Origin of the sequence: Halobacillus sp. KGW1 (assembly GCF_001592845.1) — a bacterium.
Taxonomy (GTDB): Bacteria; Bacillota; Bacilli; order Bacillales; family Halobacillaceae; genus Halobacillus.
The window spans coordinates 1,139,657-1,162,444 of the sequence record NZ_LSOC01000002.1 but is presented as its reverse complement, the minus strand read 5'-3'; the positions used below and the strand labels follow the sequence as shown (position 1 = coordinate 1,162,444).

The window sequence follows — 22,788 nt, the reverse complement described above, 5'->3', positions numbered from 1 at the left end:
TTAACGGTTTCTGCTTATAGTATGACGATAGAAATCATGGGCGATCGTCGTGTTCGGAAAGATAGAACGTGCCTCTTCCGCCAACTGTTCCACGGCTTTCCCTTGATACCTTGAGGATACATGGTTGAGAATAAGTTCGCCGGCTCCCGCTGCATCTGCCAGTGACGCAGCCTGCTTGACTGTGGAATGATAATAGTCATATGCCATCTGTTCTTCATCACCGGCAAACGTCGCCTCGTGAACGAGGACATCTACAAGCTGAAGTTTATCTGCAAGGGAGGGGAGGTATCTGGTATCCCCGAGAATGGCCAGCTTTCTGCCCTTCTCCGCAGGGCCGAGCACGTCGGAACGATGGATAACCCGGCCGTCTTCCAATCGGGTCGTTTCCTGCTCTTTGATCGTCTGGTAAATCGGCCCGGGCTGTATGCCGAGTTCCTTTAATCTGTGCGGCTGCAGTTCTCCTAATCTGTCTTTCTCTTTCAAAAGATACCCGTAGCTTTCGAGGCCGTGTTGTAATTTGACCGCTTCTACAATGAACTGATCGTCTTCGAAAAGCATCCCTTCCTTTATTTCCACTACGCGGAGCGGATAGCGGAGGTGGGTGCCGCTGAGCCGAAGACTCCAGTCGATATACTCTTTCAATCCTGCCGGGCCGTAAACGGTTACAGGCGATTCGCCACCCTGGAAAGACCGGCTGCTCAGCAGACCGGGAAGACCGTAGATGTGATCTCCGTGCAGGTGGGTGATAAAAATGACCTCAATGCGCCGAGGGCGGAGGTTCGTGTTCAAGATTTGATGCTGCGTTCCTTCACCGCAGTCAAAGATCCATGTCGTACCGCGCTCTTCCAGCATGCGGAGTGCCAGAGAAGAGACGTTGCGTTCTTTTGAGGGGACTCCTGATCCCGTTCCGAGAAAAAATAATTCCATCATACATTCACTCCTACTACCATCTACCCCCATCATACCACCTGGGGGCGGGGAACACACTTCTAATATAGAAAAAACCTGCCGGCTGAAAGCGCGGCAGGTTCATTCCTTAAAGAGCGGATCACCATGCTCTTGTGTACTGAATCGGTCCTTCGAGGGGATATCCAAGCTCATCGGCAGCCTGCTTGGCCCAGTATGGGTTGCGCAGAAGAGGCCTCGCAAGAAAAATCAAATCCGCCCGGTCGTTCTGGAGAATTTCTTCGGCCTGGTTTCCAGTCGTAATCAGCCCGACAGCCCCTGTATCGATAGAGGCACCTTCTTTCACTTGTTCAGCGAATTTCACCTGGTATCCAGGGTACGGTTCGATGCTTGCCGGAACGACTCCTCCTGAACTGACATCGATCAGGTCCACGCCCTGTTTTTTCATTTCCTCGGAGAAATAGATGAAGTCTTCCATCTGATTTCCACCTTCCCGGTACTCTTCACCGGAGATGCGTGTGAACAATGGTCCATCCCATACCTCTTTAACGCCCTTGATAATTTCTTTAAGGAAGCGGTATCGGTTGGCACGGCTTCCACCATATTCATCAGTCCTTTTGTTTGTAAGTGGAGAAAGGAACTGGTTGATCAAATATCCGTGAGCCGCATGAAGTTCGATAATATCGAATCCTGCGCGCTTGGAACGGGAAGCGGCTTCTCTGAAGGCATCGATCGTCCTGTCGATATCCGCTTTCGACATTTCCGTAGGTACTTTCATGGAAGAGCTGAATGCTTCTTGCGTCGGTGCGAAAATCTCATCGCGTAAATTGGCTTTCCTGCCGGCATGGGCCAGTTGGATGCCTGCTTTTGCACCGTGACGATGGATGCCTTCATTTATCTGCTTCAATCCTTCGATTTGTTCGTCTTCCCATATTCCGAGATCTTCATGGGAGATACGCCCTTCCGGGAGGACGGAAGTTGCTTCAATGATGACCAGTCCTACCTGTCCTGCCGAACGGCTCTCATAATGAGCCAAGTGAAAAGGTTGGACCTTTCCGTCCTGGTCGTGAGCTGAATACATGCACATAGGTGACATGACGATTCGATTCTTCAATGTAACATCTTTTACTGTATAAGGGTGAAATAGTTTGTGCTTCATGAACGATCCTCCTATGGATGATGAGGTGTACCCTCGTATAGAACGGGAGGCACCATAAGTATAAAATATCAAAGGACGATCGATCGTGCGAATAATTAGGCTCGGTGAAGAAGGCAGGGAGGAGGCTGTCTTCTCCAAGACGCTTCAGACGGGAGGTTATTTTCGAACTTTTTCTTTTGCCAGGTCCCTGTATTCCAAAGCCTGGTGCGGGACGTCCGTAAAGATACCGTTCACACCGAGCTGGTAGCATTTTTTCATCAACGCCGGCCTGTTTACCGTATAGATCCGCAGGTCCAATCCTTCCTTCCGGCATTTCTTAGCGAGCTTCTTGTCCAATAGCCGGTGCTTAACGTGAAGAGCATCGGCTCCTATGGATTTCGCATACTGGCACAAATCCCGCATTTTCGTAGAGGTGAGAAAGGCAGTTGGAACAGAAGGGTTGATCTCTTTCAGTCTCACAAGGGAGTCCGGGTTGAAAGAGGAGAAGACCGTCCTTTCGAGCACCTGATGCCGCTTCAGAGTATCGTAGACGATCTGTTCTATATTCTTATAAGGAATGACATTTGTCTTTAATTCTATATTCAAAAACATAGGTTTATCATGGAACCACCGCAGGAACTCTTCTAATGATACAATATAGGTGTCAGAATATTCAGGGGAAAACCAGCTTCCGGCGTCAAGCAGACGCAGCTGGGCATACGTGTAGTCCTGAACAAATCCTGTCCCATTTGTCGTCCGGCGGAGGTTTTCATCGTGTATTAACACGGGAACTTGATCTTTGGTCAGCTGCACGTCTGTTTCGATTCCGTCTGCGCCTGACTCCGCAGCGATCTCGAAGGCGGGCATCGTATTTTCCGGCGCTAATTTGCTTGCTCCTCTATGCGCAAAGATCAATGTTTTCATAAAGATGCACCTCTTCCAGATAGACTTTGTGTTTGATTGTGTGGGAAAAACTAGTAAAAGTCAATAAGGAGTGTTGACCATGACCCTGTGGCAGACAAGGGAACAATTGACCGAATTGCTATGCTCTCTGGTAGAATACCCGAGCATAACCAACAGCAACGAAGAAATCGCCATCATTGAATACTTATATTATATTTTAGAGGATCGGAATTATTATCAAAACAAGCCCGATCACCTGAAACTGCATCCCTTGGATGACGGACGTCAACTGTTGACTGCACTTGTGAAAAAGGACGAGGCCGCAGATACGATCGTGTTGATCGCCCACGTCGATGTCGTTGGGATCGAGGATTACGGATCGTATCAGAACCTGGCTTTTTATCCGAGAGAATTGACGCAGGAGTTCCTTAAGAACATCGACGACCTGCCGAAGGAAGCAGCGCGGGATTTAAAGACCGGAAACTGGCTCTTCGGCCGGGGAGCCATGGATATGAAAGCGGGACTTACGGTTCACCTGTCCCTGTTGGAAAAAGCGATGGCGGGTGAATTTGACGGTAATCTGCTGCTTGTTGCTGTGCCGGATGAAGAGGTGAACTCCGAAGGGATGCTTGCCGCTCTCCCGGCGCTTGCCGAGATAAAAGAAAAAGAGAACTTGAACTTTAAAGCCGCTTTGAACGGCGAGCCTATGTTCAGCAAGTACCCAGGGGACCCTGCCTATTATCTTTATACAGGATCGATCGGCAAGACGCTCCCGGGCTTTCTATGCTACGGGAAAGAAACGCACGTCGGTGAGCCCTTCGGCGGTTTGAACGCAAACTTGATGATGAGTTATCTCGCCCAGGAGCTGGAGTTGAATGAAGCATTCATCGAGAATGTCGGTGGAGAGCGCACGCCGCCTCCTATCAGTTTGATGCAGCGGGACTTAAAGCATGAATATTCCGTGCAAACACCACAGGCAGCCGTTACGATGTACAACGTGCTCTATATGAAGCAGACGATTCAGGAGCTGAATGAGAAGCTGCTTCAGGCCGCCCAGCGGGCCCGGGCGAAAATTATCCATCACTATCATCATCAAGCCTCCTTTTATTTAAAAGGAACGCAAACCTCTTCCTTCCAGCCTGATATTACGATTCTGACTTATGATCAGCTGTATAAGGAAGCCGTCAAACGTTTTGGAAAAGCGGAAGTCGACCGTCGCCAGAACCGGTTAGTGAACTTAAGGGATCAGGGAGACAGGGACTTTTCCACAACACTCGTGCAGAGCCTTGCATCCATATGTAAAGATATCAGTCCGATGATCGTCCTTTTCTACAGTCCGCCGTTCTATCCGTCTGTATCGTCTCATGACGATCCTTACATTCAACATGCGGCGAAGACAGCGATGGATTATGCCAGGGAGCATTATGGAGAAGAGTTGGAGATGGTCGAATATTTCACGGGGTTATCGGATTTAAGTTTCATAGGACCAGCTTCGACGGCAAGTTCGCTTCAGGACCTTACGAAACAGATGCCGATTCACGGCAATGGATTTGAATGGCCGGCAGAGGCGATGGAAATGATCACGATGCCGATCCTTAATGTTGGTCCGCTCGGCAGGGATCCGCACCAATGGACGGAGCGGCTGGAATTGAGCTACAGCTTTGAAAAACTTCCGGTGATTCTGACTCATACGATCCATGAACTTTTTCGAACGCAGGAATAGTAGATAGAGGTAATAAAAAAGCGCCGGAGATTATTCTCCGGCGCTTTCTTCCTGTGGTTTATCCATTATAATAGATGCCGGCACCCGGGCCGATTTCCGCGCCTGGAATGAACATCCAGATCAGCAGCATGACGATCCAAATGATGGAGAAAGCAATCGAATAAGGAAGCATGGTGGATATCAATGTTCCGATTCCCACCTTCTTATCGTATTTCTGTGCAAAAGCGATGACGATTGCAAAATACGGCATCAACGGAGAGATGATGTTTGTCGTTGAATCAGCAATTCGGTATGCCAATGTCGTGAGCTCAGGGGAATATCCGAGGTTCATCATTAACGGAACGAAGACGGGAGCCATGATCGCCCATTTGGCAGAAGAACTTCCGATAAACAAGTTGATGAACCCTGCTACGAAAATGAAGGCAATGATTAAACCGATTCCTGTGAATCCGATAGAATCCAGGAATTCTGCACCGCTTACGGCGATGACTTTCCCAAGATTGGTGTGGTTGAAATATGCGACGAACTGACCGGCTGTGAAAGCGAGTACGATATACATCCCCATCGAAGCCATCGTATCGGACATCTGGTTGGCAACGTCTTTGTCGTTCTTGATTTCTTTCGTAATCCGTCCATAAACATAACCAGGTACGATGAACATGATCAAAATGACAGGTACAAGGCTTTGGAAGAACGGAGAGGCAAGAAAGTCATCAGGATCACGAAGCGGCCCCCATGATGGTAAGACGAGCAGGGACAAAAGTCCGATCGTTACGATGAAAGCGATGAGGGCACCGAGCATTCCTTTTTTCTCGATAGGAGTGACATATTGAGCCTCGTCCTCGCCTATGTCTCCTTTATACGTTCCTAACCTCGGTTCGACGATCTTGTCCGTTACGATTGTTCCGATTATTGTCAGGACGAATACGGAAGCGATCATGAAGTAGTAGTTCATCGTATAAAGAATGGTGTCTGCGTATTCAGGATCGATCGTAGCTGCCGCCTGAATAGTAAGGTCACCGAGCAGTGGATCAAGGGATGTCAAGAGCAGGTTGGCGCTGAACCCGGCAGATACACCGGCGAACGCAGCTGCCAGTCCTGCAAGGGGATGGCGTCCAAGACCTGCGAACAATACGGCTCCAAGCGGTGTCAAAACGACATACCCGGCGTCCGCTGCCATGCTCGACATGATTCCTCCAAAAACGAGAGCAGCCGTCATCAAAGACCGCGGTACCGATGTGACGAGACCACGAAGCATGGCACTTATAAGTCCGGACCGTTCCGCGATACCGATTCCAAGCATCGTGACAAGGACGGTTCCGAGCGGAGCGAAACCTACAAAGTTCTCCACCATGCTGTCAAATATATATTGAATCCCATCGCCTGACAGCAGGTTGACGACTTGAAGCGTTTCTCCTGTTGCCGGATCTTCCACTTCCACGTTCATGGAAGAGAAGATCCACGAAGCGATGATGACTAACAATGCAAAAATTGCGAACAATGTGACAGGGTGAGGGAGTTTGTTGCCGATCCGCTCGATTCCGTCAAGCATCCGCATCGTAAGCCCTTTCTTTTCTGTTTGGTCCATTTTTTTCCTCCTACTTTTTACTGTGGTATTATTTATTTACGATAACGCGTTAAAGTATATAAAATAATTATTTGTATTTGAAGGCATTTGGAAAAAGTGCCACTAGAAAAAACATTTTGAGTTCAAGAAGTATTACGAATTGTTACACAAGGGAAAAATATACATAAACATGCTACAATAGAAATGAATGATGATTCAGTTAGGAGGGGTTTGATATGCGTACGTTAAAAGATACCATTTCACAAATCACTTTACCTACGCCTTATGCGGTCGGTGATGTACACATATATTTATTGAAAGGAGACCGCTTGTCACTCGTAGATGCGGGTGTGAAAACGGAAGAGGCCTGGACGGTTTTGAAAGAGCGGCTCAAAGAGTTGGGATATGCACCGGAGGATATCGAGCAGGTCATCCTCACCCATCACCACCCGGACCATATGGGGCTCATCGAGCGCTTTCCGAAACTCGACTCCATTATAGCACACCCTAAACTTAAGCCTTGGCTGGAGCGTGAGGAAGACTACTTGCAGCGTTATGAGAGGTTTTTCAAAGCTATGTATATAGAATCCGGCGTTCCGGAGAGGTTTTTACCGATGCTTAAAGGGCTGCGTAAATCCTTGAAATGGTCCGCCCGCGGCACGTTAACCGGCACTCTGCAGGAGGGGGATACGCTTCCTGGTCATGACAATTGGAAGGCATTAGAGACACCGGGGCATGCCCAGAGTCATCTTTCTTTCTTACGGGAAGCAGACGGGGCGTTCATCGGCGGCGATCTTCTTTTGTCTCACATTTCCTCCAACCCTCTGCTTGAGCCGGGTTTCTGTGACGGGGATCCACGTCCTCGTCCACTTCTGCAGTACAGGGAATCGTTGGAGCGACTGCTTGATCTTCCTATTACTTCCATTTACCCGGGGCATGGGAAGATCTTTGACGGTCACGTCCCTTTGATCAAAGAGAGGCTGGAAAAGCAGGAGAAACGAGCACGAAAGGTGAAAGAAATGGTAAGGGAAGTTCCGCTTACGGCATATGAAGTGTGTGAACGGCTGTTTCCGAAACATGTGGAATCCCAGCTCGGGCTTACGATGTCGGAGAGTATTGGCCAGCTCGATTATTTGGAGCATCATGGAGACGTCAAGACACAGGTAACAGAAGGACGAAAACGATATGTAGTGGAGGAATGATCTTGTGAATGAACTTGTAAAAGGAAAGAAAGTGCTGATAACCGGAGCTTCCAGCGGCATCGGCCAATACATAGCGATCCATACGGCCATGCAGGGGGGCGTACCAATTCTTGTCGCCCGGTCAACCGACAAACTTCGGATCATTGCTGAGAAGATTGAGGAATCTTTCTCTATCGAATGCCCGTGGTATACGGCAGATTTATCGATGGATGCCGAGTGGAAAGATGTCATCGACCAGATCTGCTATGACCATGGATCGATCGATGCACTGGTAAACAATGCAGGGATGGCCGTTTTCGATCTGGTGGAACAGGCGAAGTGGAAGGATATTGAACGGATGGTTGCGGTAAATGTGACTTCCTTGTTCCGTTCTACCCATCAGCTGCTGCCTCATTTCCTTCAAAAAGGGGAGGGGCATATCGTCAACATCGCTTCCCAGGCTGGGAAAATGGCGACACCGAAATCGTCGGTCTACGCAGCGACAAAGCATGCTGTGCTTGGCTTTACGAATGCGCTGCGCATGGAGGTGGAACAGAAGGGAGTGTTCGTCACTTCCGTCAATCTTGGACCTGTCCAGACCAACTTCTTCGAACAGGCGGATCCGGCGGGTACCTACCAGAAGGCGGTCGAACAAATGATGCTTGACCCCAACCATGTCGCTAGAACCGTCGTCGACCACTTGTTTACCAAATGCCGGGAAATTAATATGCCTGCCTGGATGAATGCAGGAAGCAAACTCTATGCACTGTCACCGGGAACGATCGAGAAAGTGATGAAAAAGCAGTTTGAGAAGAAATAATGGCTTCCTCTCTTCCGTTTGCAGCGGAGGGGCGGGAGCTTTTTTCTTGTTATTCCATTCGTTCGTTTCAGAAGCTGAAGAAGGATAAAATAAAGGATTTATTAAATCGGGTGCGTGTACCGGATTCGTGTCTACAATGAAAGTGTCAGGAAGGGGAACAGAATGGCTGCTATTTTACTGGTAGAAGATGACAAAGAAATTGCGAGAATCGTAAAGGACCATTTCACACGGCAGGGGATGGAGGTGACATGGGCTTCGACTGGACAGGAGGGATGGGAGGATTTTCACGATAAGGCGTATGATTTGATACTGGTCGATTTGATGCTTCCGGAAATGGACGGATACAGCCTTTGCAGAAACATCCGTCTGAAAAGCGATCTGCCGATTGTAATCATCAGTGCCAGGCAGGAAGAAGAATCGAAAATCAAAGGCCTCGACCTCGGTGCGGATGATTATGTTACCAAACCCTTCAGTCTGATGGAACTTACAGCCAGAGTCCAGTCCCATTTGCGCAGGTATGACCGCTACAGAAACCCGGAACAGGAACTGTCACGGGAGTGTTTGTACTCCGGTGAGCTTGCAGTGGATGTGGAGAAGAGGACGGTGAAAGTGGCAGGGAAGGAAGTTATGCTGACGGCTAAGGAGTTCGCGATGCTCCGGTTGTTCATTCAACATCCGCTTCGTACCTTCACCAAAGCGGAACTGTACGAACACATCTGGGGAGAGGTGGAGCTTAATGGTAATAACACGATCAATGTCCATATCAAGAGTCTTCGAAATAAGCTCGGGGAAAATGTCAAAGAACCGATATGGATCGAGACCGTCTGGGGAACCGGCTATCGTTTTATCGGGGAAGTCCTCTCATGAAAATAAGGACATGGCTGATGATTACCTATCTGCTCGTCATGATCCTCCCGCTCGCCGGCGCGTATGGCTTTTTTCTCTGGGTGCAGGAATGGAACCATGAGAAAAGGGTGGCGGATACGTTTGAGTTAACAGAGCGTATCCATGAACTGGAAGCATCATTACAGTCCGTGGACTGGTATGAGCGCAGACCACGCGAAGAATTTAATCGAGAATGGGAAGCGGTGACGAATGATTCCGACGTAGCCGTTAAGCTGTTTCGATCGGATGGGTTGATGGTCTATAATTCTGAATCCAATGATTTACGGATCGAGCCCCGTCAATCGCTGCTGCAGGGTCTTTATCACTATGACTTATCTTTTCAGTCCCTTTCCGTAAAAAAGCCGGTATTCGTTGACGGGGAGATAAAAGGGATCTATGACATCCGGATCGACCGTTCGGAATGGGTGGAAGGTGTGAAGAACAGGCGCATCGGTATTCTTGCATTATCCGGGGTTTTATTTCTACTCATTTACTCCGGGGTGCTTTGGATGCTGCACCGCAAGTGGAACCTTCCCTTAAAGCGTTTAATTTCTGGTATGGACCGCTTTGCAGATTACCAGACGACGGTGCGTTTCCCGGATAAGAAGAAGGATGAGCTCGGCCAGTTAATGACTCATTTCGAAAGCATGCAGGAGCAGGTGGAAGCGGCCAACAGAGAAACCGTCCGGGAGCAGGAAGAAAAGCAGCTCATGATGGCTTCTTTCTCCCACGATATTAAGACGCCCCTGACATCTTTACAGACCTATGCGGAGGCTCTGCAGGGAGAAGGGTTGACGGAACAGGAAAGGAAAGAATACCTGCAGATCCTCGCAGGTAAATCCAATCACTTGAAAGGTCTGATTGAGGATTTGACGACATTCGCCAAGTTTCAGTCCAGCAGCTATGAGATGGAGCGGCCTGAAGTGGATGCAGAAGAATTCTTTGATATGTTGTTTGAGGGCTACGATGAGATGGCCCGTGCCCGAGGAGTCCTGTTTCTAAAAGAAGAGAGAATCGAAGGAACGGTGCGGATGAGCGCCAGGGAAATGATTCGTTACCTCGATAATCTTATGAGCAATGCCCTGCGCTATACGCCGGAGGGAAAAACCATTTTTGCCGCCGTCCTTGGCGAAAAGGAGCCGCTGCCCGGGTGGGTTTTCCCGGAGGCAGCAGAAGAGATGTTCCAGGAAAGAAAGGGCCGAGCGCTCTTGCTTGTACAGAATGAAGGGCCGGCGATTGCGGAACAGCAGCTGGAATCGGTACTCAAGCCATTTTATCAAGGAGAAGCTTCCCGGACGTCGGATGACGGCAAACAATCGGGGCTTGGATTAAGCATCGCCCATATGATTGCGGAAAGCCATGAAGGAGAGATGAAGCTTTGGTCCGTGCCCGGGCGCGGGATGATCATTGCTATGTTGTTCAATCAAGTACATGAAGGAGAGGGTTAAACGTGAGGAAGTGGTTAATTGGAGTCATTACAGCAGGTGTGTGTCTCGTATCGGCTTGCTCCGCTGAGTCGGGCGGAGCGTACTCGCCGGATCAGATTGTAGCAAATGCGGTCGAAAAAGAAGATCAGTTGGATCGCTATTATATGAAAATGGAGATGGATGTCCAAAAAGGAGACGATACCATTGACCGCTCTACAATGGAACAGTGGTCGGATGTTGCTAATAATCGGATCAAGGTCATCGCAGATACGGAGGGTGGTGCTGTCCAGTCGTTGAATGATGGGAAGACAACTATGTTTTATTCGGAAGAGCAGGGAGAAGCATTCACCATAGACAGTCCCGGGACAGAACAAATGCTTTCCGGGGAGTCTCAACGGGAGCAGCTGCAGCAAATGCTTCAAGAGACAAGGAAAACCCATGACGTCGAGCTCATTGGGGAGGAAGAAGTGAACGGATTTGGAACGTACCATATCAAAGCCGTGCCGAAAGAGGACGGGGGATTCCGCGGGAACGAGGAGTATTGGATTTCCGATAAGCATTGGATCATTATCAAAATGGTCGCCCATAGTGAGGATCTTAAGACGGAATATACGGTGACGGAATTGGATGTGGACCCTTCCTTCGACGACCGTACCTTTACGATGGACCTTCCTCAGGGTGTCGAGGTGAAAGAGATGGATGATCTCGGTTTAACGGAGGAGACGTCTCTTGAAGAGGCAGAGGAAATCTACGGTCAGCCTGTTTTGAAGGTCAAGGATGAGGCCTATGAATTAACAGCTGTTGATCGTTTCTCCAGCAAAGAGCTAAAGCGTACCGAGGTGAATCAATCCTATAGCAAAGATGGATACGGGCAGTTCACACTGACTTCTTTTGAAGCTCCGGAAGACAACCTTTCTGCCGGTTTCAGCGGGGAAGAAATAGTGGAAGTCCGAGGGACGAAGGGCGTCTTTACGGAAGATGTCATTACAAACCTCCTTTGGGAAGAAGGTGGACTTCGGTATTCGCTCCTTGTGGAAGACCCGGAGCTGACAAAGGAAGAAATATTTGCCATTGCCGAGGCGTTGGAATGACGGTCGAGGAAAGGATGGAGAGTAAATATGGGGATGATTGCTATCGCATCTATCTGGATATGGGCAGCAGCAATAAAAGAGCTGCTCAAACCTTCGGACAGGCAGGGTCACCGTAAAATCATCATTCTTACAGCTGTAGGTACTTTATCTGCTGCGGTCCTCACGGTTTCGCTTCTCTAAGCAGGTATATGATTGTAAGGAGCAGTATCGGTACGATTGATGGCAGGAGGTTGAATCGATGGGAGTTGTTCATTGGTACGATTGGATTATTCCGACAAGTCCATTTGCTTCGTTTCTTTTCGGCATGCTCTTCACCGCCGCCACCGCCGGGTTAGCCTGGTGGGAAACGAGGAGCAAGCGGGTGATGCTGCTCGTATTTTCAGTGGGGGCGGTCGTCACATGCGTCGGGGTGCTTTTGCTTAAGTGGATCGGTCACTATGGCTGAAGGGATAGATAAGAAGACGATAACGGGATTTTGTGCGGCGTCCCTTTTCAGTCTTCTTTCTGTTTTATCTGCCGTCCTTTCCAGTGAGTATTTTGTCTTTTACCTTGTGCTTGCTCAAATCGCAGCGTTTTTGAGCGTGGACCGGGCAGAAAAGGTACATAGAAGCCGGGAAAAGTAATGGTTTCTCATAAAGCTCCCCCTTATCCTTCTGCAGGAAAGGGGACTTTTTCTTTTTTGTCAGTTTTCCTCTAACAGTAATTGCCACTTGCGAATGCGAACATATATTCGCATAATAGTATGTAGAGGAAAAGGAGGAGCAGGTATGAAAAATCCGAACATCGATTACGGTAGTTATCCAGACCGGGGGGTCCTCTGTGTCGATATGAAGAGTTTCTATGCCAGCTGCGCGGCTGTCGCGCGGGGACTCGACCCGCTGATATGTCCGCTCGCGGTCGTTGCAGATATGGAGCGCAGGGGAAGTGTCGTTCTGGCGGCGACGCCCGCTATGAAGGAGAAGTACGGCATCCGAACAGGCAGCCGCCTGTTCGAAATTCCCTCCGTTCCGGAAATCGTCATCGTCTCCGCTCAAATGAAAACCTATTTAGAGATTTCCACGCAAGTGACGGATTTGTTCCATAAATTCGTGCCGAAAGAGAAGATCCACACCTACAGCGTCGATGAAAGCTTTCTTGAAGTGGGGAACGGAGAAGGGAGATTCAGCAATCCGGAAGAAACTGCCCAAATGATTATAGATGAGCTGAAGGAAACGTTCCATCTGGATGCAGCGATCGGCATCGGTCCGAACATGCTGCTTGCGAAGCTGTGCCTGGATCTGGAAGCGAAGAAAAAGGGTGTTGCCCGTTGGACGTATGACAACTTCAGAGAGAAGCTGTGGCCGGTGGCACCATTGTCCGAGATGTGGGGGATCGGTCCTCGTCTGGAACGGCGGCTCAACCGGATGGGGATCTGGTCTGTCGGCCAGCTGGCGAAGTTTCCGTTGGAACAGCTGGAGAAAGCGTTCGGGGTCATGGGCAATCAATTTTTTTACCATGCAAACGGTGTCGATCTGTCCGATCCCGGGGCACCGATCATCCAGGGGCAGGTCAGCTACGGGAAGAGTCAGATTCTCTTGAGGGATTATCATAAGCCCGAGGATGTTAAGTACGTCATCTTGGAGATGTGCGAGGAAGTCGCCCGTCGCGCCCGGCGGAAAGGGCATGCGGGACGAACGATTTCCCTCGGTATCGGCTACAGCAAAACGGAAGGCGGGTCCGGTTTCCACCGGTCGGTTTCCGTCGAGCATCCGACGAGTATTACGATGGACCTTTACCGGGCATGTCTCGTCTTGTTCAGCCGCTATTATAACGGCGGGGTCGTACGTAAGATTTCCATTTCTCTTGGGAATATAACGGAAGACTCGGACATCCAGCTTGATTTGTTTCAGCACGCCCGGGACAGGAAAAGGGATCTTGGGTATGTAATGGATGAAATAAGGGAGCGGTACGGTCAGGATATGCTGCTGCGGGCCGTGTCATGGACCGATGCGGGCACGGCCCGCCATCGGAGCCGGCTTGTCGGAGGTCACTATGCAGAATAGAGAAACAGAACGATTGCACGAACGTCCCGGATTTTTTAAAATAGAGGAACAGGAGGGATGAAAGATGAAATTAAGGATAACAGACGAAGCAATGGAACAACTGAAGCGGATGGAAGAAACGGAGCGTCCGATTATTCGGCTGTTTTATGATACCGAAGGCTGCGGCTGCGGTGTGAACGGGCTTCCTATGATCCGCTTTGATGATAAACGGTACGATACGGATAAAGAAGTGGAAAATGAAGCGTATCCTGTCGTCATCGACGACCAGCAGTCTGTCTTTTTCAAGCAGGAAATGAAGCTGGATTTTGCCAAGGGAACGTTCCGCCTGTCCAGCCCGGACGGTATCCTAAATCCGATCATCCCGATTAAAACGGTCAAAGGAGCTGCGGTATGAGCAAGAAGAAACAAACGAGTGGAACACTTGCGGATCAGCTTGGTGCCGATGTTTGGACGAAGCTGGAGTCTAAAAAGGCCGAGCTGAAAAAGCAGGAGGAGATCCGTGAAGCGAAAGAGAAGGAACGCCGGATCGCTGAACGGAAACAAAGAGAAGCGAACAAAAGCTTTGAAGAGCTGCTCAACGAGAGTGACATGGATTGGAAGAAATTTAAAAAATGAGTCCCCATCCCGGGGGCTTTTTTCATTGGAAGGAGATCGATGAACCGTAGTCAGAAAAGCGGGAATTCCCGGACTTCGACGGAAACGATTGACCCACAGCCCCTTCGTTGTTATGATTCTCGTTATAAATTGATACATGAAGTACCTTGTATAAGTTCAGGAATATGGCCTGAGCGTTTCTACCAGCTACCGGAAATAGCTTGTCTACAGGGAAGAGTGAATGTTGATTCCTTTTTCCTATGGATGAGCACTGGTGCTGGGACCGGTGCTTTTTTTGTTGCATTATAGGAGGGTACATCATGAGAAACTTCTTTCAGTTCCAGGACCGTGGTACGAACTACCGCAAAGAAACCATGGCTGGAATTACAACGTTTCTGTCCATGGCTTATATTCTGGTCGTTAATCCGACCATATTGAGCCAGGCAGGTATGGATAAAGGGGCGCTGTTTACGGCGACTGCCCTGTCAGCCATCGTAGGTTCACTGTTGATCGGACTGCTGGCGAATTTCCCGGTAGGAATCGCTCCGAGTATGGGGTTGAACTCTTTCTTTACTTTTTCTGTTGTTATCGGAATGGGGATTGACTGGGAAATCGCATTGACAGGGGTATTCGTAGCCAGTGTCATTTTCGTTATTTTGAGTCTTTTTAAGATCCGTGAGAAAATTATAAACGTTATTCCCAAGGATTTAAAGCATGCTATTGCCGGAGGAATCGGCTTCTTCATCGCATTTATAGGTTTGAAGAACGCCGGCATCATCGTCGGGGCGGAATCGACGATTGTTTCGATCGGTCAGTTCACAACACCTACAACAGCCCTTGCTGCCTTCGGGTTCATCATTACGCTAATGCTGATGGTCCGTGGTGTGCGTGGAGGCATCTTCTACGGGATCGTCATCACGAGTATCGTCGGGATGCTTGCGGGACTGGTTGCTGTTCCGGATTCAATTGTCGGACAGGTGCCCAGTCTTGAGCCTACGTTCGGTGTCGCGTTTGAAAACCTCGGGAATATTTGGACGCCTGAAATTCTGGCTGTCATCTTCACGTTCCTGTTCGTGGCGTTCTTTGATACCGCTGGTGCCCTTATTGCCGTGGCGAGCCAGGCGGGAATTATGAAGGATAACCAAATTCCCAATGCCGGTCGTGCGCTTCTCGCCGACTCCACTTCTGGTGTTGCGGGAGCGGTCTTCGGTACTTCCACGACGGCGTCCTTCGTCGAGTCATCAGCAGGCGTTGCAGTCGGTGGACGGACCGGTTTCACCAGTGTCGTCATATCCGTCTGTTTCTTCATTGCTTTATTCTTTTCCCCGCTTCTCGGCGTCATCACGCCGGAAGTCACAGCTCCGGCTCTCATCATTGTCGGGGCATTGATGGCGACAGAAGTGAAGGAAATCAACTGGGATCGATTTGAAATCTTTGTCCCTGCCTTCGTGACGATCATTATGATGCCGCTCACGTCCAGTGTGGCGACAGGGATTGCGCTCGGGTTTATTCTTTACCCGTTTGCTATGATTGCGAACAGAAATTGGAGACAAGTCCATCCGATTATGTACGTTCTCGCTTTTCTGTTTCTGCTTTATTTTATATTTTTATAATAGGGACAGCCCTCGGAGTAGAACTCCGGGGGTTTTTTTGATTTAAATTAGGAGACAATTCGGATAATTGAAACGATGATCAGCCGTCACCCGTATAGAAAAGAAAAGGGGGATGCGTGCGATGCGTTTTCTTTACAGTAACAGAGAAACCTGGATCAAGAAATCGAACCAGTCTTTTTTGGAAATCGGTGGCGTCATGCTGACCGTAGTTTTTTCATTATACGTACACGACAGGGTGGAACCATTCTATATGCTTGCGAGTGGATTTCTTTTTGTGCTGGGAATCGCTAAATTCATTTACTACAGAAAGATGCCGGAACGGGTATATGTCTCCCTTGGTAAAGACCACTTGAAGATCCGGGCTAATTGGATCGACAGGAATATCTCTGTTCCCTTTGAAGAGATTACAAGGATGCAGCTGGTTGACGGAGAAATTCTCGTGCTACAAACAGGAAAAGACAGAGAAGAAGAAGAAATATATTTAGAGAATATGAAAAAAGAGGATAGGGAAACGCTGCTTAGAGAGCTTGACGGATTGTCTGGAAAGCGTGTATCGATGTCATTCTTACATACAAATGAGGAAGAGGGGGAAGAACGTGGAGCATGTAACAGAACATAACAGCAAAGCATGGGACAAGAAGGTTGAGGAAGGAGTCCGCTACACAGCATCGGTTTCCTCTCTTACTGTGGAAGAAGCGAAGGCAGGCGTCTGGTCGATCGGGGTAACGGCAGATAAGCAAATACCGAGAAACTGGTTCCCACCTTCCATGGAGGGGCGGAAGGTTCTTTGTTTAGCTTCAGGGGGAGGGCAGCAGGGCCCGGTACTTGCAGCCGCAGGAGCAGACGTCACGGTTTTCGATCTGTCGGAGAAGCAGCTGGAGCAGGATCGTAAAGTTGCAAAAGCCGAATCGCTCTCTTTGCAAACAGTGAAAGGGGATATGACAAATCTGTCCTGTTTCCGTGATGAAACGTTCGATTTGATCATCCATCCCGTGTCTAATGTATTTATTCCTGACATTCGTCCCGTTTGGGGGGAAGCCTCCCGCGTACTGAAAGAAAAAGGGGTGCTTATCTCCGGGTTTATGAATCCAGTGCTATATCTGTTCGATGAGGAAAAAGAAGCGGCAGGCAAGTTGGAAGTGGTACATAAGATTCCATATTCTCCGCTGGAGGAAGAAGTACGAGAAGGCGAAGCGCTCGAATTCGGCCATACGCTGGAGGACCAGCTCCAGGGACAGATGGATGCCGGCTTCGTAATCACGGATATGTATGAAGACAACTTCGGGGACGGGAGGCTGGTCGATTCTTACATCAAGACGATGATGGCGACAAGGGCAGTGAATGTTAGGCTTTAGGTGCCGAGCGCTTCGTTAAGGTTGTATAGAAGAGGAGGGTGATTTTTTGAAGGGCAGGATGCGGGTGGGAACCATTTATTTACCAGTTTGTGATGTGAAGAGAGCGAAGGAGTGGTATGAAGAGAAGGTGGGCATCCGCAGTCATTTTGTGGATAGAGATAAAGCGATCTTCGACTTTGCCAATTTGAGCTTCTTTCTTGTACGTTCTCCATCGGGGCAGACGTCTGATTTTATTGACGCGGAAGGAGTTGTGCGTCCGTCTCTTACGCTGGAAGTGGATGGGATCACAGAGTTGGAGGAATTTCGAACCCGTTTAATCGCCGCGGGCGTTTCGGTTGGGGAGTTGGAAGACAGGGGGCACCCGGGCAGAAATTTTATCTTCTTCGATTTGGACGGTAACAGGATTGATGTATGGAGTGGGAGTGGAGAGTATAAGTGAGGGAGGGGGCGGGAAGCAAATCAGGCTTCTTCCCCCCTCTTAAAGGTGTGTTTGGCAGTGACAGCCATCTCCACCTCTTCAATCGTTCGACAATAGCTGGACTCGATGTCCTCGTCCAACTCTTTTGTTTTCGCTTTCATCCATCGAAGGGTAGTTAAATTTCGGAACCAGTCTCCAGGCTCTGCTTTCTGATGTGTCCAGTCTTCCCATGCCTGCTCAAGTGGAGGGCTGTATATTTTAGGACCCTTATGCTTTCTTCTGCATGGACTTTCTAACAGCTCATGAACCTTCCCTGGTGGTGTTTCCTTTACAAGGCTGAACAAGTCCGGCCAGTAATCGCTTCTTGATCCGGAATGCACATGTGCTTCTGACCACGCTGTAATCTGCTCCAATCGTGACTTTACAGAGAAAAGAGTATGGTATAAAGACTTGCCGAAGAAGACACGCGCATCGACGGCAGAGAAGTGATGAACCGTTCCTCCAATCAGCTTTGTTTTCTTCTGGTTCGGAGTCTCGTAAGGGAATAGGATGTGATTAAAGTCAAGAATGTCCTGCAGCTTAAACATGACTTTGTCCGTCACGGTCTGCATATATTGATGATTCTGGACGACACGTTCCTCAATATACATCTGCTCGTTAACGATCAGGGCTTTGGTGATTCTTTCACTGTTCCCATCGTCCCAGAACTTCTCCCAAAAAGGAAGCATGAACGCAGAAATTCCGAGGGGAGCGAGCAGGTGGAAGAGAGGTCTGCCGATCTGCCTGCTGTGTTGATACAACAGCAATTGCGGATAAGCATCCTGAAAAATAAGCCAGTTTCCCCGCTCCAAAAACACGAAGAAATCGACTTGTTCTTTTCCTGATAATAATACAGGGAGATATTCCCCCTTAAGGTCCGTCATGTTCCACCCTGCATTTCTGGAAACAAGGTGAGCGAGCAGGGACCAGTGCATTTCCGGGTTGTTTCGATAATACTGGAAATATGCTGCAGTTCTGGTGCAGTTGTTCCGGTTCGCCGTTACCGTCTCTTTCCGGATGGCTTCGATGATCTCTTTATCCTTCATCGATAAGGGGTGACTGACGCCCTTCGCTTTCAGCGTTTGTTTCAATTGTTTCTTCAACCAGCGACCGCCGTCCAGCATGCCTGTCGTCTCCTCTCTCACCTTGCCGTTTTTTTATACTACATAGTATCCGCGAAACCTTCCTTTTCATGTAAAAAAAGGAAGGTTATTTTGCACTCGATGACGAATGTCAAAGAATAAGGAACAGGCGTTTTCTTATCCGTTTATCCAAGGATATGAAAAGGGCAGAGGAGGTTATGTCCCATTTATTCCTTTGTTTTCTTCGCAGGGGAAGGAATAAGTGAAGCGTTGGATGAAAGCTGAAAAATCGAAGGAGGGATAGGATGGAACAAAAGCTGTTGTGGACTAATTTTGAAGACCAGGGAGCAGAATTTGTGACGATCAAGCATCAGAAAGATTACATGCAGGCGGAAGGGACGGTCCTGCTGGTCCGTGAAGAGCGTCCTGTACGAATCAGATATTCGATCAAGCTCGGATCCGACTGGAAGACGAAGAAGGTGAAAATATATAAGGAGGACAGGGAGGAGCCGTTTGTCGTCCAGACGGAGAAGGAAGATAAATGGTATGTGAATGGGTGCTATGACGAGAATATGGATGGAGCTACGAATGTGGATCTGTCCATCACCCCTTTATCCAACATGTTTCCGATCAACCGGGTGTCGTGGGAGATCGGGCAGAAGCGGACGTTTAAGATGGTATATATCGACGTGTGGAAAGAAGAGGCTGCGCCTGTACTCCAGACCTACACGTATTTAGGCGTTGACGGCGGAGAACGGGTTTTCCAGTATAAATGCAGAGAATATGAAACAAAGATTTTTGTCGATGAAAGTGGAGTAGTCATGGAATATCCAAGGGTGTTTACCTTGGCTGCTTCTGCACAGTCGGAAGAGAGCGGGGAGAAGCCTCCTTCCACAAATGAAACCATGGCCTTCCACGCGTTTTATTAACTGGTGCTTTCCCTACCCCGTTCCGCGGGGTTTTTGTTTTATACAGGAAGAAGTTTTATACTTAAAGTAGAGTGGACCAATCAGCTAAGAGGAGAGGAAACAACATTCATGAACACGGTAGTTATATTGGCGGAAAAGCCTTCCCAGGCGAAGGCATATGCAGACGCCTTTCAAGTGAAAGAAAAAACGAAAACCCATATTGTCATAAAACCGGACCCCATTTTTCCGGAAGGGGCTGTTATCACTTGGGGGATTGGTCATCTTGCAGAATTAAAGGAACCCCACGATTATAAGAAAGAATGGAAAACGTGGAAATTGGACGAACTGCCGATCATTCCTGATAATTTCCGTGAAAAGGTACAGGCAGGAAAAAGCGCTCAATTCCGGGCGGTGAAGAGCTGGTTCCAGGCGGCGGACATGATTATTAATGCTGCGGACGTCGATCGGGAAGGATCGAATATTTTTTATAGTATACTCCGTCTCACAGGGGTACGTCATAAACCAATTAAGCGTTTGTGGATCAATTCCCTGGAGAAGGATGAAGTCAGGAAAGGATTCCAAAACCTCCAGTCGAACGAACGGGATCTGTTAATGTTCCAGGAAGCCAAGGCAAGGCAGATCAGCGACTGGATCGTCGGCATTAATGCGAGCCGGTTGTTTTCTCTTTTAATGCAGCAAAAAGGTTTTGCCGGAAGTCTCTCGATCGGAAGGGTGCAGTCCCCGACCGTTTATATGATCTACCAAAGGCAGATGGAGATAGAGCAATTCGTTTCTACCCCCTTTTATCAGCTCGAAGGGACCTTTACATCCCGGCAGGGGACTTATAAAGGGATGGCTGAGGTTAAAGTAGATAAGAAAGATGTCGTGGAGGAGCTGTTAATAAAACATAACATCGAGGAAGGTGCCCGGGCAGCAGGAAGCGTGCAGACGGTGGAGAAAAAACGAAAACATATTAAATCTCCGAAGCTTCATTCCTTATCGACCCTGCAGAGTACGGCGAACCGAAAATGGAAGTACAGCCCTTCCCATGTGTTGAAGACCGTGCAGAAGCTGTATGAGAAGAAGCTGGTCTCCTACCCGAGAACCGACAGCCAGCACATAACAAAAAGTGAGTTCAGTTACCTGCGCAATAATCTGGAAGAGTATCAGCAGTCGATGGGAGTGACGTTCCAACCGTCCTCTACCTATCCAAAGAAGCGGTACGTCGATGATGGAAAAGTACAGGAGCACTATGCTATCGTCCCCACGAAGAAGGTGCCGACTGCGTCTGCTATAGAACGCCTCACACGCGATGAGACAAATTTATACAAAGAAGTAGTCCTGACGACACTCGCCATGTTTCATGAGGATTATATTTATGAAGAGACAACGATTAAGACGGAAGTTCAGGAACTGCTGTTCACCTCCGTTGGGAGAGTAGAAGTACAGAAGGGCTGGAAGGAATTGTTTCCGACTGGGAAGAAAACAAACGACGAGGACATCCTCCCGCCTGTAAAGCCGGATGAAGGCGTGGAAGCTGTTGTACATATTAAAGAAGGAATGACGAAGCCGCCGAAGCCGTACACCGAGGGGCAGCTGATCAACATGATGAAGACGTGCGGAAAGTATATCGAGGATGAAGCGGATCATGAGATTTTGAAAGAGGTGGAAGGGCTAGGAACAGAGGCCACCCGTTCAGGGATCATCGAGACAATTAAAGTACAGAAGTACATCGAAGTGAAGAAGAACATCGTCAGCATTACAGAGAAAGGCCGTATGCTCTGCGAAGCGATCGACGGTACATTATTGTCGAGTCCGGCCATGACGGCGAAGTGGGAGACGTATTTGAAGAAAATCGGGAACGGACAAGGTTCCAGTGACTCATTTCTTAAGCAGACGGGACAATTCATTCATAAGCTTATAGAAGAAACGCCGGGTCAAGTAGAAAAAGTGAAAGTACGCGCAGCTGCTCAAACAAGAACGGGGGAAGCCATCGCGCAATGTCCAGCCTGTAAGCAGGGAGGCGTGATGGATCGAGGACGGTTCTACGGATGCTCCGCCTACAAAGAGGGATGTAAGCTTTCTTTTCCAAAGCGGATCGCCGGAAAGACGCTTACAAAGCATATGATTAAAACGCTCTGCGAGAAACGGAAGACGAGAGTTCTGAAGGGTTTTAAAGGGAAGAAAAAATTCAATGCAGCGCTGCTTCTGGATGAAAAGAACAAGATAAAATTTGATTTTGAGAATAAAACGAAAGACAATAAGTAACCCTTCATCCATATTTACTTAACATTTATTACAAATAATGTATAATGTTCAGGGAGAGATAGATACAGGGGATACGTAACAAAGGATGGGGATAGGAAATGCCGGATAAGGAAGAAAAGTCCACTGATGAAATGAGTCAGGCGATGGGGAAGAAAAAGCAGCAATATAAATCTGTCCGTATTTATCCGGAAGATTTTCAAGAGTACAGACGTCTGGCATTTCATAATGATACGTCTATTGTAGAGACGATATCACAAGCGCTCGCAGCTTATAAAGAAAAATTCGAAGACGGGAACAGATGAATGGAAGAAGAGTACCAGCATAAAGCTGGTACTCTTTTCGTCTTTTGCAGACTTCATTTGAATAGATGGATCATGGGAGTGTCTATTCTTTGACTTCATTACCCTGTTGGGTATATAGTGTGTGGATGGAAAGGCGTGATTGTATGATATTAGCTGTCATTATTCCATTATTGATCCTAATCCTGTTTTCCAAGCGCTATTTACCTGTGTTTGGCTTGAAGGATTTCAACAGGCACCCCTCTTCCTCACTTGAAAAGGGAGTCATCGTCGTGGATACGAGGGATTACCAAGTGTCCTCCAAGGAGGCGTGCGACGGCACGCTGCTTCTCCCGCTTGCGTATCTGCGAAGGTATTACCCGAATATTTCGTCGACCCGCGTTGTGTTGATCTGCGCGGATAAGGTGGAGAGGAACCTGGCCGTGCGTTTCCTGGAACGGAAAGGGTTTAAAGTAGAAGGGTTCTATGTACCGCAGGAAACAAACCGCCTCTCCAAGCCTTGTTTAGGAGAGTAGAATACTGAAAAAAA

Annotated in this window: 25 protein-coding genes and 1 riboswitch; of the genes, 20 read left to right on the top strand and 5 right to left on the bottom strand. The window is 48.5% G+C overall.

Features of this window, described 5'->3' with window-relative positions:
* The 3 genes from rnz to AXG56_RS06640 all read right to left on the bottom strand — a co-directional run bounded on the left by rnz (window position 1) and on the right by AXG56_RS06640 (window position 2,968).
* On the bottom strand, window positions 1-927 hold the full coding sequence (gene rnz, locus AXG56_RS06650) for a ribonuclease Z (protein WP_026577236.1): 927 nt from the start codon (window positions 925-927) through the stop codon (window positions 1-3).
* Between the two features lie 121 nt (window positions 928-1,048).
* Entirely contained in the window at window positions 1,049-2,065 is a 1,017-nt protein-coding gene (gene namA, locus AXG56_RS06645; RefSeq protein WP_026577237.1) for an NADPH dehydrogenase NamA, read from the bottom strand.
* Between the two features lie 156 nt (window positions 2,066-2,221).
* On the bottom strand, window positions 2,222-2,968 hold the full coding sequence (locus AXG56_RS06640; RefSeq protein ID WP_008639260.1) for a glycerophosphodiester phosphodiesterase: 747 nt from the start codon (window positions 2,966-2,968) through the stop codon (window positions 2,222-2,224).
* Window positions 2,969-3,047: 79 nt separating this feature from the next.
* Between AXG56_RS06640 and AXG56_RS06635 the strand changes: the two genes are divergently transcribed.
* Window positions 3,048-4,670, top strand: a complete 1,623-nt coding sequence (locus AXG56_RS06635) for a M20/M25/M40 family metallo-hydrolase (protein WP_008639268.1) — start codon at window positions 3,048-3,050, stop codon at window positions 4,668-4,670.
* Window positions 4,671-4,728: 58 nt separating this feature from the next.
* Here the strand turns inward: AXG56_RS06635 and AXG56_RS06630 are convergent, their stop codons facing one another.
* Window positions 4,729-6,258 (bottom strand): AbgT family transporter, encoded by a 1,530-nt coding sequence (locus AXG56_RS06630; RefSeq protein ID WP_008639270.1) that lies wholly within the window; start codon window positions 6,256-6,258, stop codon window positions 4,729-4,731.
* Window positions 6,259-6,473: 215 nt separating this feature from the next.
* Here AXG56_RS06630 and AXG56_RS06625 point away from each other — a divergent pair, with 215 nt between their 5' ends.
* From AXG56_RS06625 to AXG56_RS06560, 15 genes are all read left to right on the top strand, one after another.
* Window positions 6,474-7,439, top strand: a complete 966-nt coding sequence (locus AXG56_RS06625) for an MBL fold metallo-hydrolase (RefSeq protein WP_062513716.1) — start codon at window positions 6,474-6,476, stop codon at window positions 7,437-7,439.
* 4 nt (window positions 7,440-7,443) lie between these two features.
* Window positions 7,444-8,238, top strand: a complete 795-nt coding sequence (locus AXG56_RS06620; protein ID WP_062513713.1) for an SDR family oxidoreductase — start codon at window positions 7,444-7,446, stop codon at window positions 8,236-8,238.
* Between the two features lie 162 nt (window positions 8,239-8,400).
* Window positions 8,401-9,105 carry a response regulator transcription factor gene (locus tag AXG56_RS06615; RefSeq protein ID WP_008639276.1) on the top strand — a complete coding sequence of 235 codons (705 nt, stop codon included), beginning with the start codon at window positions 8,401-8,403 and terminating at the stop codon, window positions 9,103-9,105.
* The gene (locus tag AXG56_RS06610) at window positions 9,102-10,571 is read left to right on the top strand and encodes a cell wall metabolism sensor histidine kinase WalK (protein ID WP_008639278.1); all 1,470 of its coding nucleotides are present in this window, start codon (window positions 9,102-9,104) and stop codon (window positions 10,569-10,571) included. Before AXG56_RS06615 ends, AXG56_RS06610 begins: the two co-directional genes overlap by 4 nt.
* Window positions 10,572-10,573: 2 nt before the next feature.
* Window positions 10,574-11,641 (top strand): hypothetical protein, encoded by a 1,068-nt coding sequence (locus AXG56_RS06605; protein ID WP_026577239.1) that lies wholly within the window; start codon window positions 10,574-10,576, stop codon window positions 11,639-11,641.
* A gap of 27 nt (window positions 11,642-11,668) precedes the next feature.
* Window positions 11,669-11,821 carry a hypothetical protein gene (locus AXG56_RS19635; protein WP_008639281.1) on the top strand — a complete coding sequence of 51 codons (153 nt, stop codon included), beginning with the start codon at window positions 11,669-11,671 and terminating at the stop codon, window positions 11,819-11,821.
* A gap of 58 nt (window positions 11,822-11,879) precedes the next feature.
* Complete coding sequence (locus AXG56_RS06600) at window positions 11,880-12,086, top strand: hypothetical protein (protein ID WP_008639283.1); 207 nt, start codon at window positions 11,880-11,882, stop codon at window positions 12,084-12,086.
* Window positions 12,079-12,264: a hypothetical protein gene (locus tag AXG56_RS06595; RefSeq protein WP_062513710.1), complete on the top strand. Its 186-nt coding sequence runs from the start codon at window positions 12,079-12,081 to the stop codon at window positions 12,262-12,264. The genes AXG56_RS06600 and AXG56_RS06595 overlap by 8 nt, the downstream gene beginning before the upstream one ends.
* A 144-nt stretch (window positions 12,265-12,408) precedes the next feature.
* Window positions 12,409-13,683 (top strand): UV damage repair protein UvrX, encoded by a 1,275-nt coding sequence (locus AXG56_RS06590; RefSeq protein WP_062513707.1) that lies wholly within the window; start codon window positions 12,409-12,411, stop codon window positions 13,681-13,683.
* Between the two features lie 64 nt (window positions 13,684-13,747).
* Window positions 13,748-14,077: an iron-sulfur cluster biosynthesis family protein gene (locus AXG56_RS06585; RefSeq protein WP_008639289.1), complete on the top strand. Its 330-nt coding sequence runs from the start codon at window positions 13,748-13,750 to the stop codon at window positions 14,075-14,077.
* The gene (locus AXG56_RS06580; RefSeq protein ID WP_008639291.1) at window positions 14,074-14,298 is read left to right on the top strand and encodes a YqkE family protein; all 225 of its coding nucleotides are present in this window, start codon (window positions 14,074-14,076) and stop codon (window positions 14,296-14,298) included. Before AXG56_RS06585 ends, AXG56_RS06580 begins: the two co-directional genes overlap by 4 nt.
* A 126-nt stretch (window positions 14,299-14,424) precedes the next feature.
* Window positions 14,425-14,525: riboswitch (purine riboswitch) on the top strand.
* Between the two features lie 72 nt (window positions 14,526-14,597).
* Entirely contained in the window at window positions 14,598-15,890 is a 1,293-nt protein-coding gene (locus tag AXG56_RS06575) for an NCS2 family permease (protein ID WP_026577243.1), read from the top strand.
* A 121-nt stretch (window positions 15,891-16,011) separates the two neighbouring features.
* Entirely contained in the window at window positions 16,012-16,509 is a 498-nt protein-coding gene (locus AXG56_RS06570) for a hypothetical protein (RefSeq protein WP_008639294.1), read from the top strand.
* Window positions 16,466-17,245, top strand: coding sequence for a class I SAM-dependent methyltransferase (locus tag AXG56_RS06565; protein WP_035387979.1), 780 nt, complete (start codon window positions 16,466-16,468; stop codon window positions 17,243-17,245). The genes AXG56_RS06570 and AXG56_RS06565 overlap by 44 nt, the downstream gene beginning before the upstream one ends.
* Window positions 17,246-17,291: 46 nt before the next feature.
* Entirely contained in the window at window positions 17,292-17,684 is a 393-nt protein-coding gene (locus AXG56_RS06560; RefSeq protein WP_062513705.1) for a VOC family protein, read from the top strand.
* Between the two features lie 20 nt (window positions 17,685-17,704).
* Here AXG56_RS06560 and AXG56_RS06555 read toward each other — a convergent pair whose 3' ends face one another.
* The gene (locus tag AXG56_RS06555; protein ID WP_062513702.1) at window positions 17,705-18,826 is read right to left on the bottom strand and encodes a DUF2515 family protein; all 1,122 of its coding nucleotides are present in this window, start codon (window positions 18,824-18,826) and stop codon (window positions 17,705-17,707) included.
* 263 nt (window positions 18,827-19,089) lie between these two features.
* Here AXG56_RS06555 and AXG56_RS06550 point away from each other — a divergent pair, with 263 nt between their 5' ends.
* From AXG56_RS06550 to AXG56_RS06535, 4 genes are all read left to right on the top strand, one after another.
* Complete coding sequence (locus tag AXG56_RS06550; protein ID WP_008639300.1) at window positions 19,090-19,713, top strand: putative glycolipid-binding domain-containing protein; 624 nt, start codon at window positions 19,090-19,092, stop codon at window positions 19,711-19,713.
* A 108-nt stretch (window positions 19,714-19,821) separates the two neighbouring features.
* Complete coding sequence (locus AXG56_RS06545; RefSeq protein WP_062513699.1) at window positions 19,822-21,960, top strand: type IA DNA topoisomerase; 2,139 nt, start codon at window positions 19,822-19,824, stop codon at window positions 21,958-21,960.
* A gap of 98 nt (window positions 21,961-22,058) precedes the next feature.
* Window positions 22,059-22,262 (top strand): hypothetical protein, encoded by a 204-nt coding sequence (locus tag AXG56_RS06540; protein ID WP_008639303.1) that lies wholly within the window; start codon window positions 22,059-22,061, stop codon window positions 22,260-22,262.
* 143 nt (window positions 22,263-22,405) lie between these two features.
* Window positions 22,406-22,774 (top strand): hypothetical protein, encoded by a 369-nt coding sequence (locus AXG56_RS06535; RefSeq protein WP_008639304.1) that lies wholly within the window; start codon window positions 22,406-22,408, stop codon window positions 22,772-22,774.
* Window positions 22,775-22,788 lie beyond the last annotated feature (14 nt).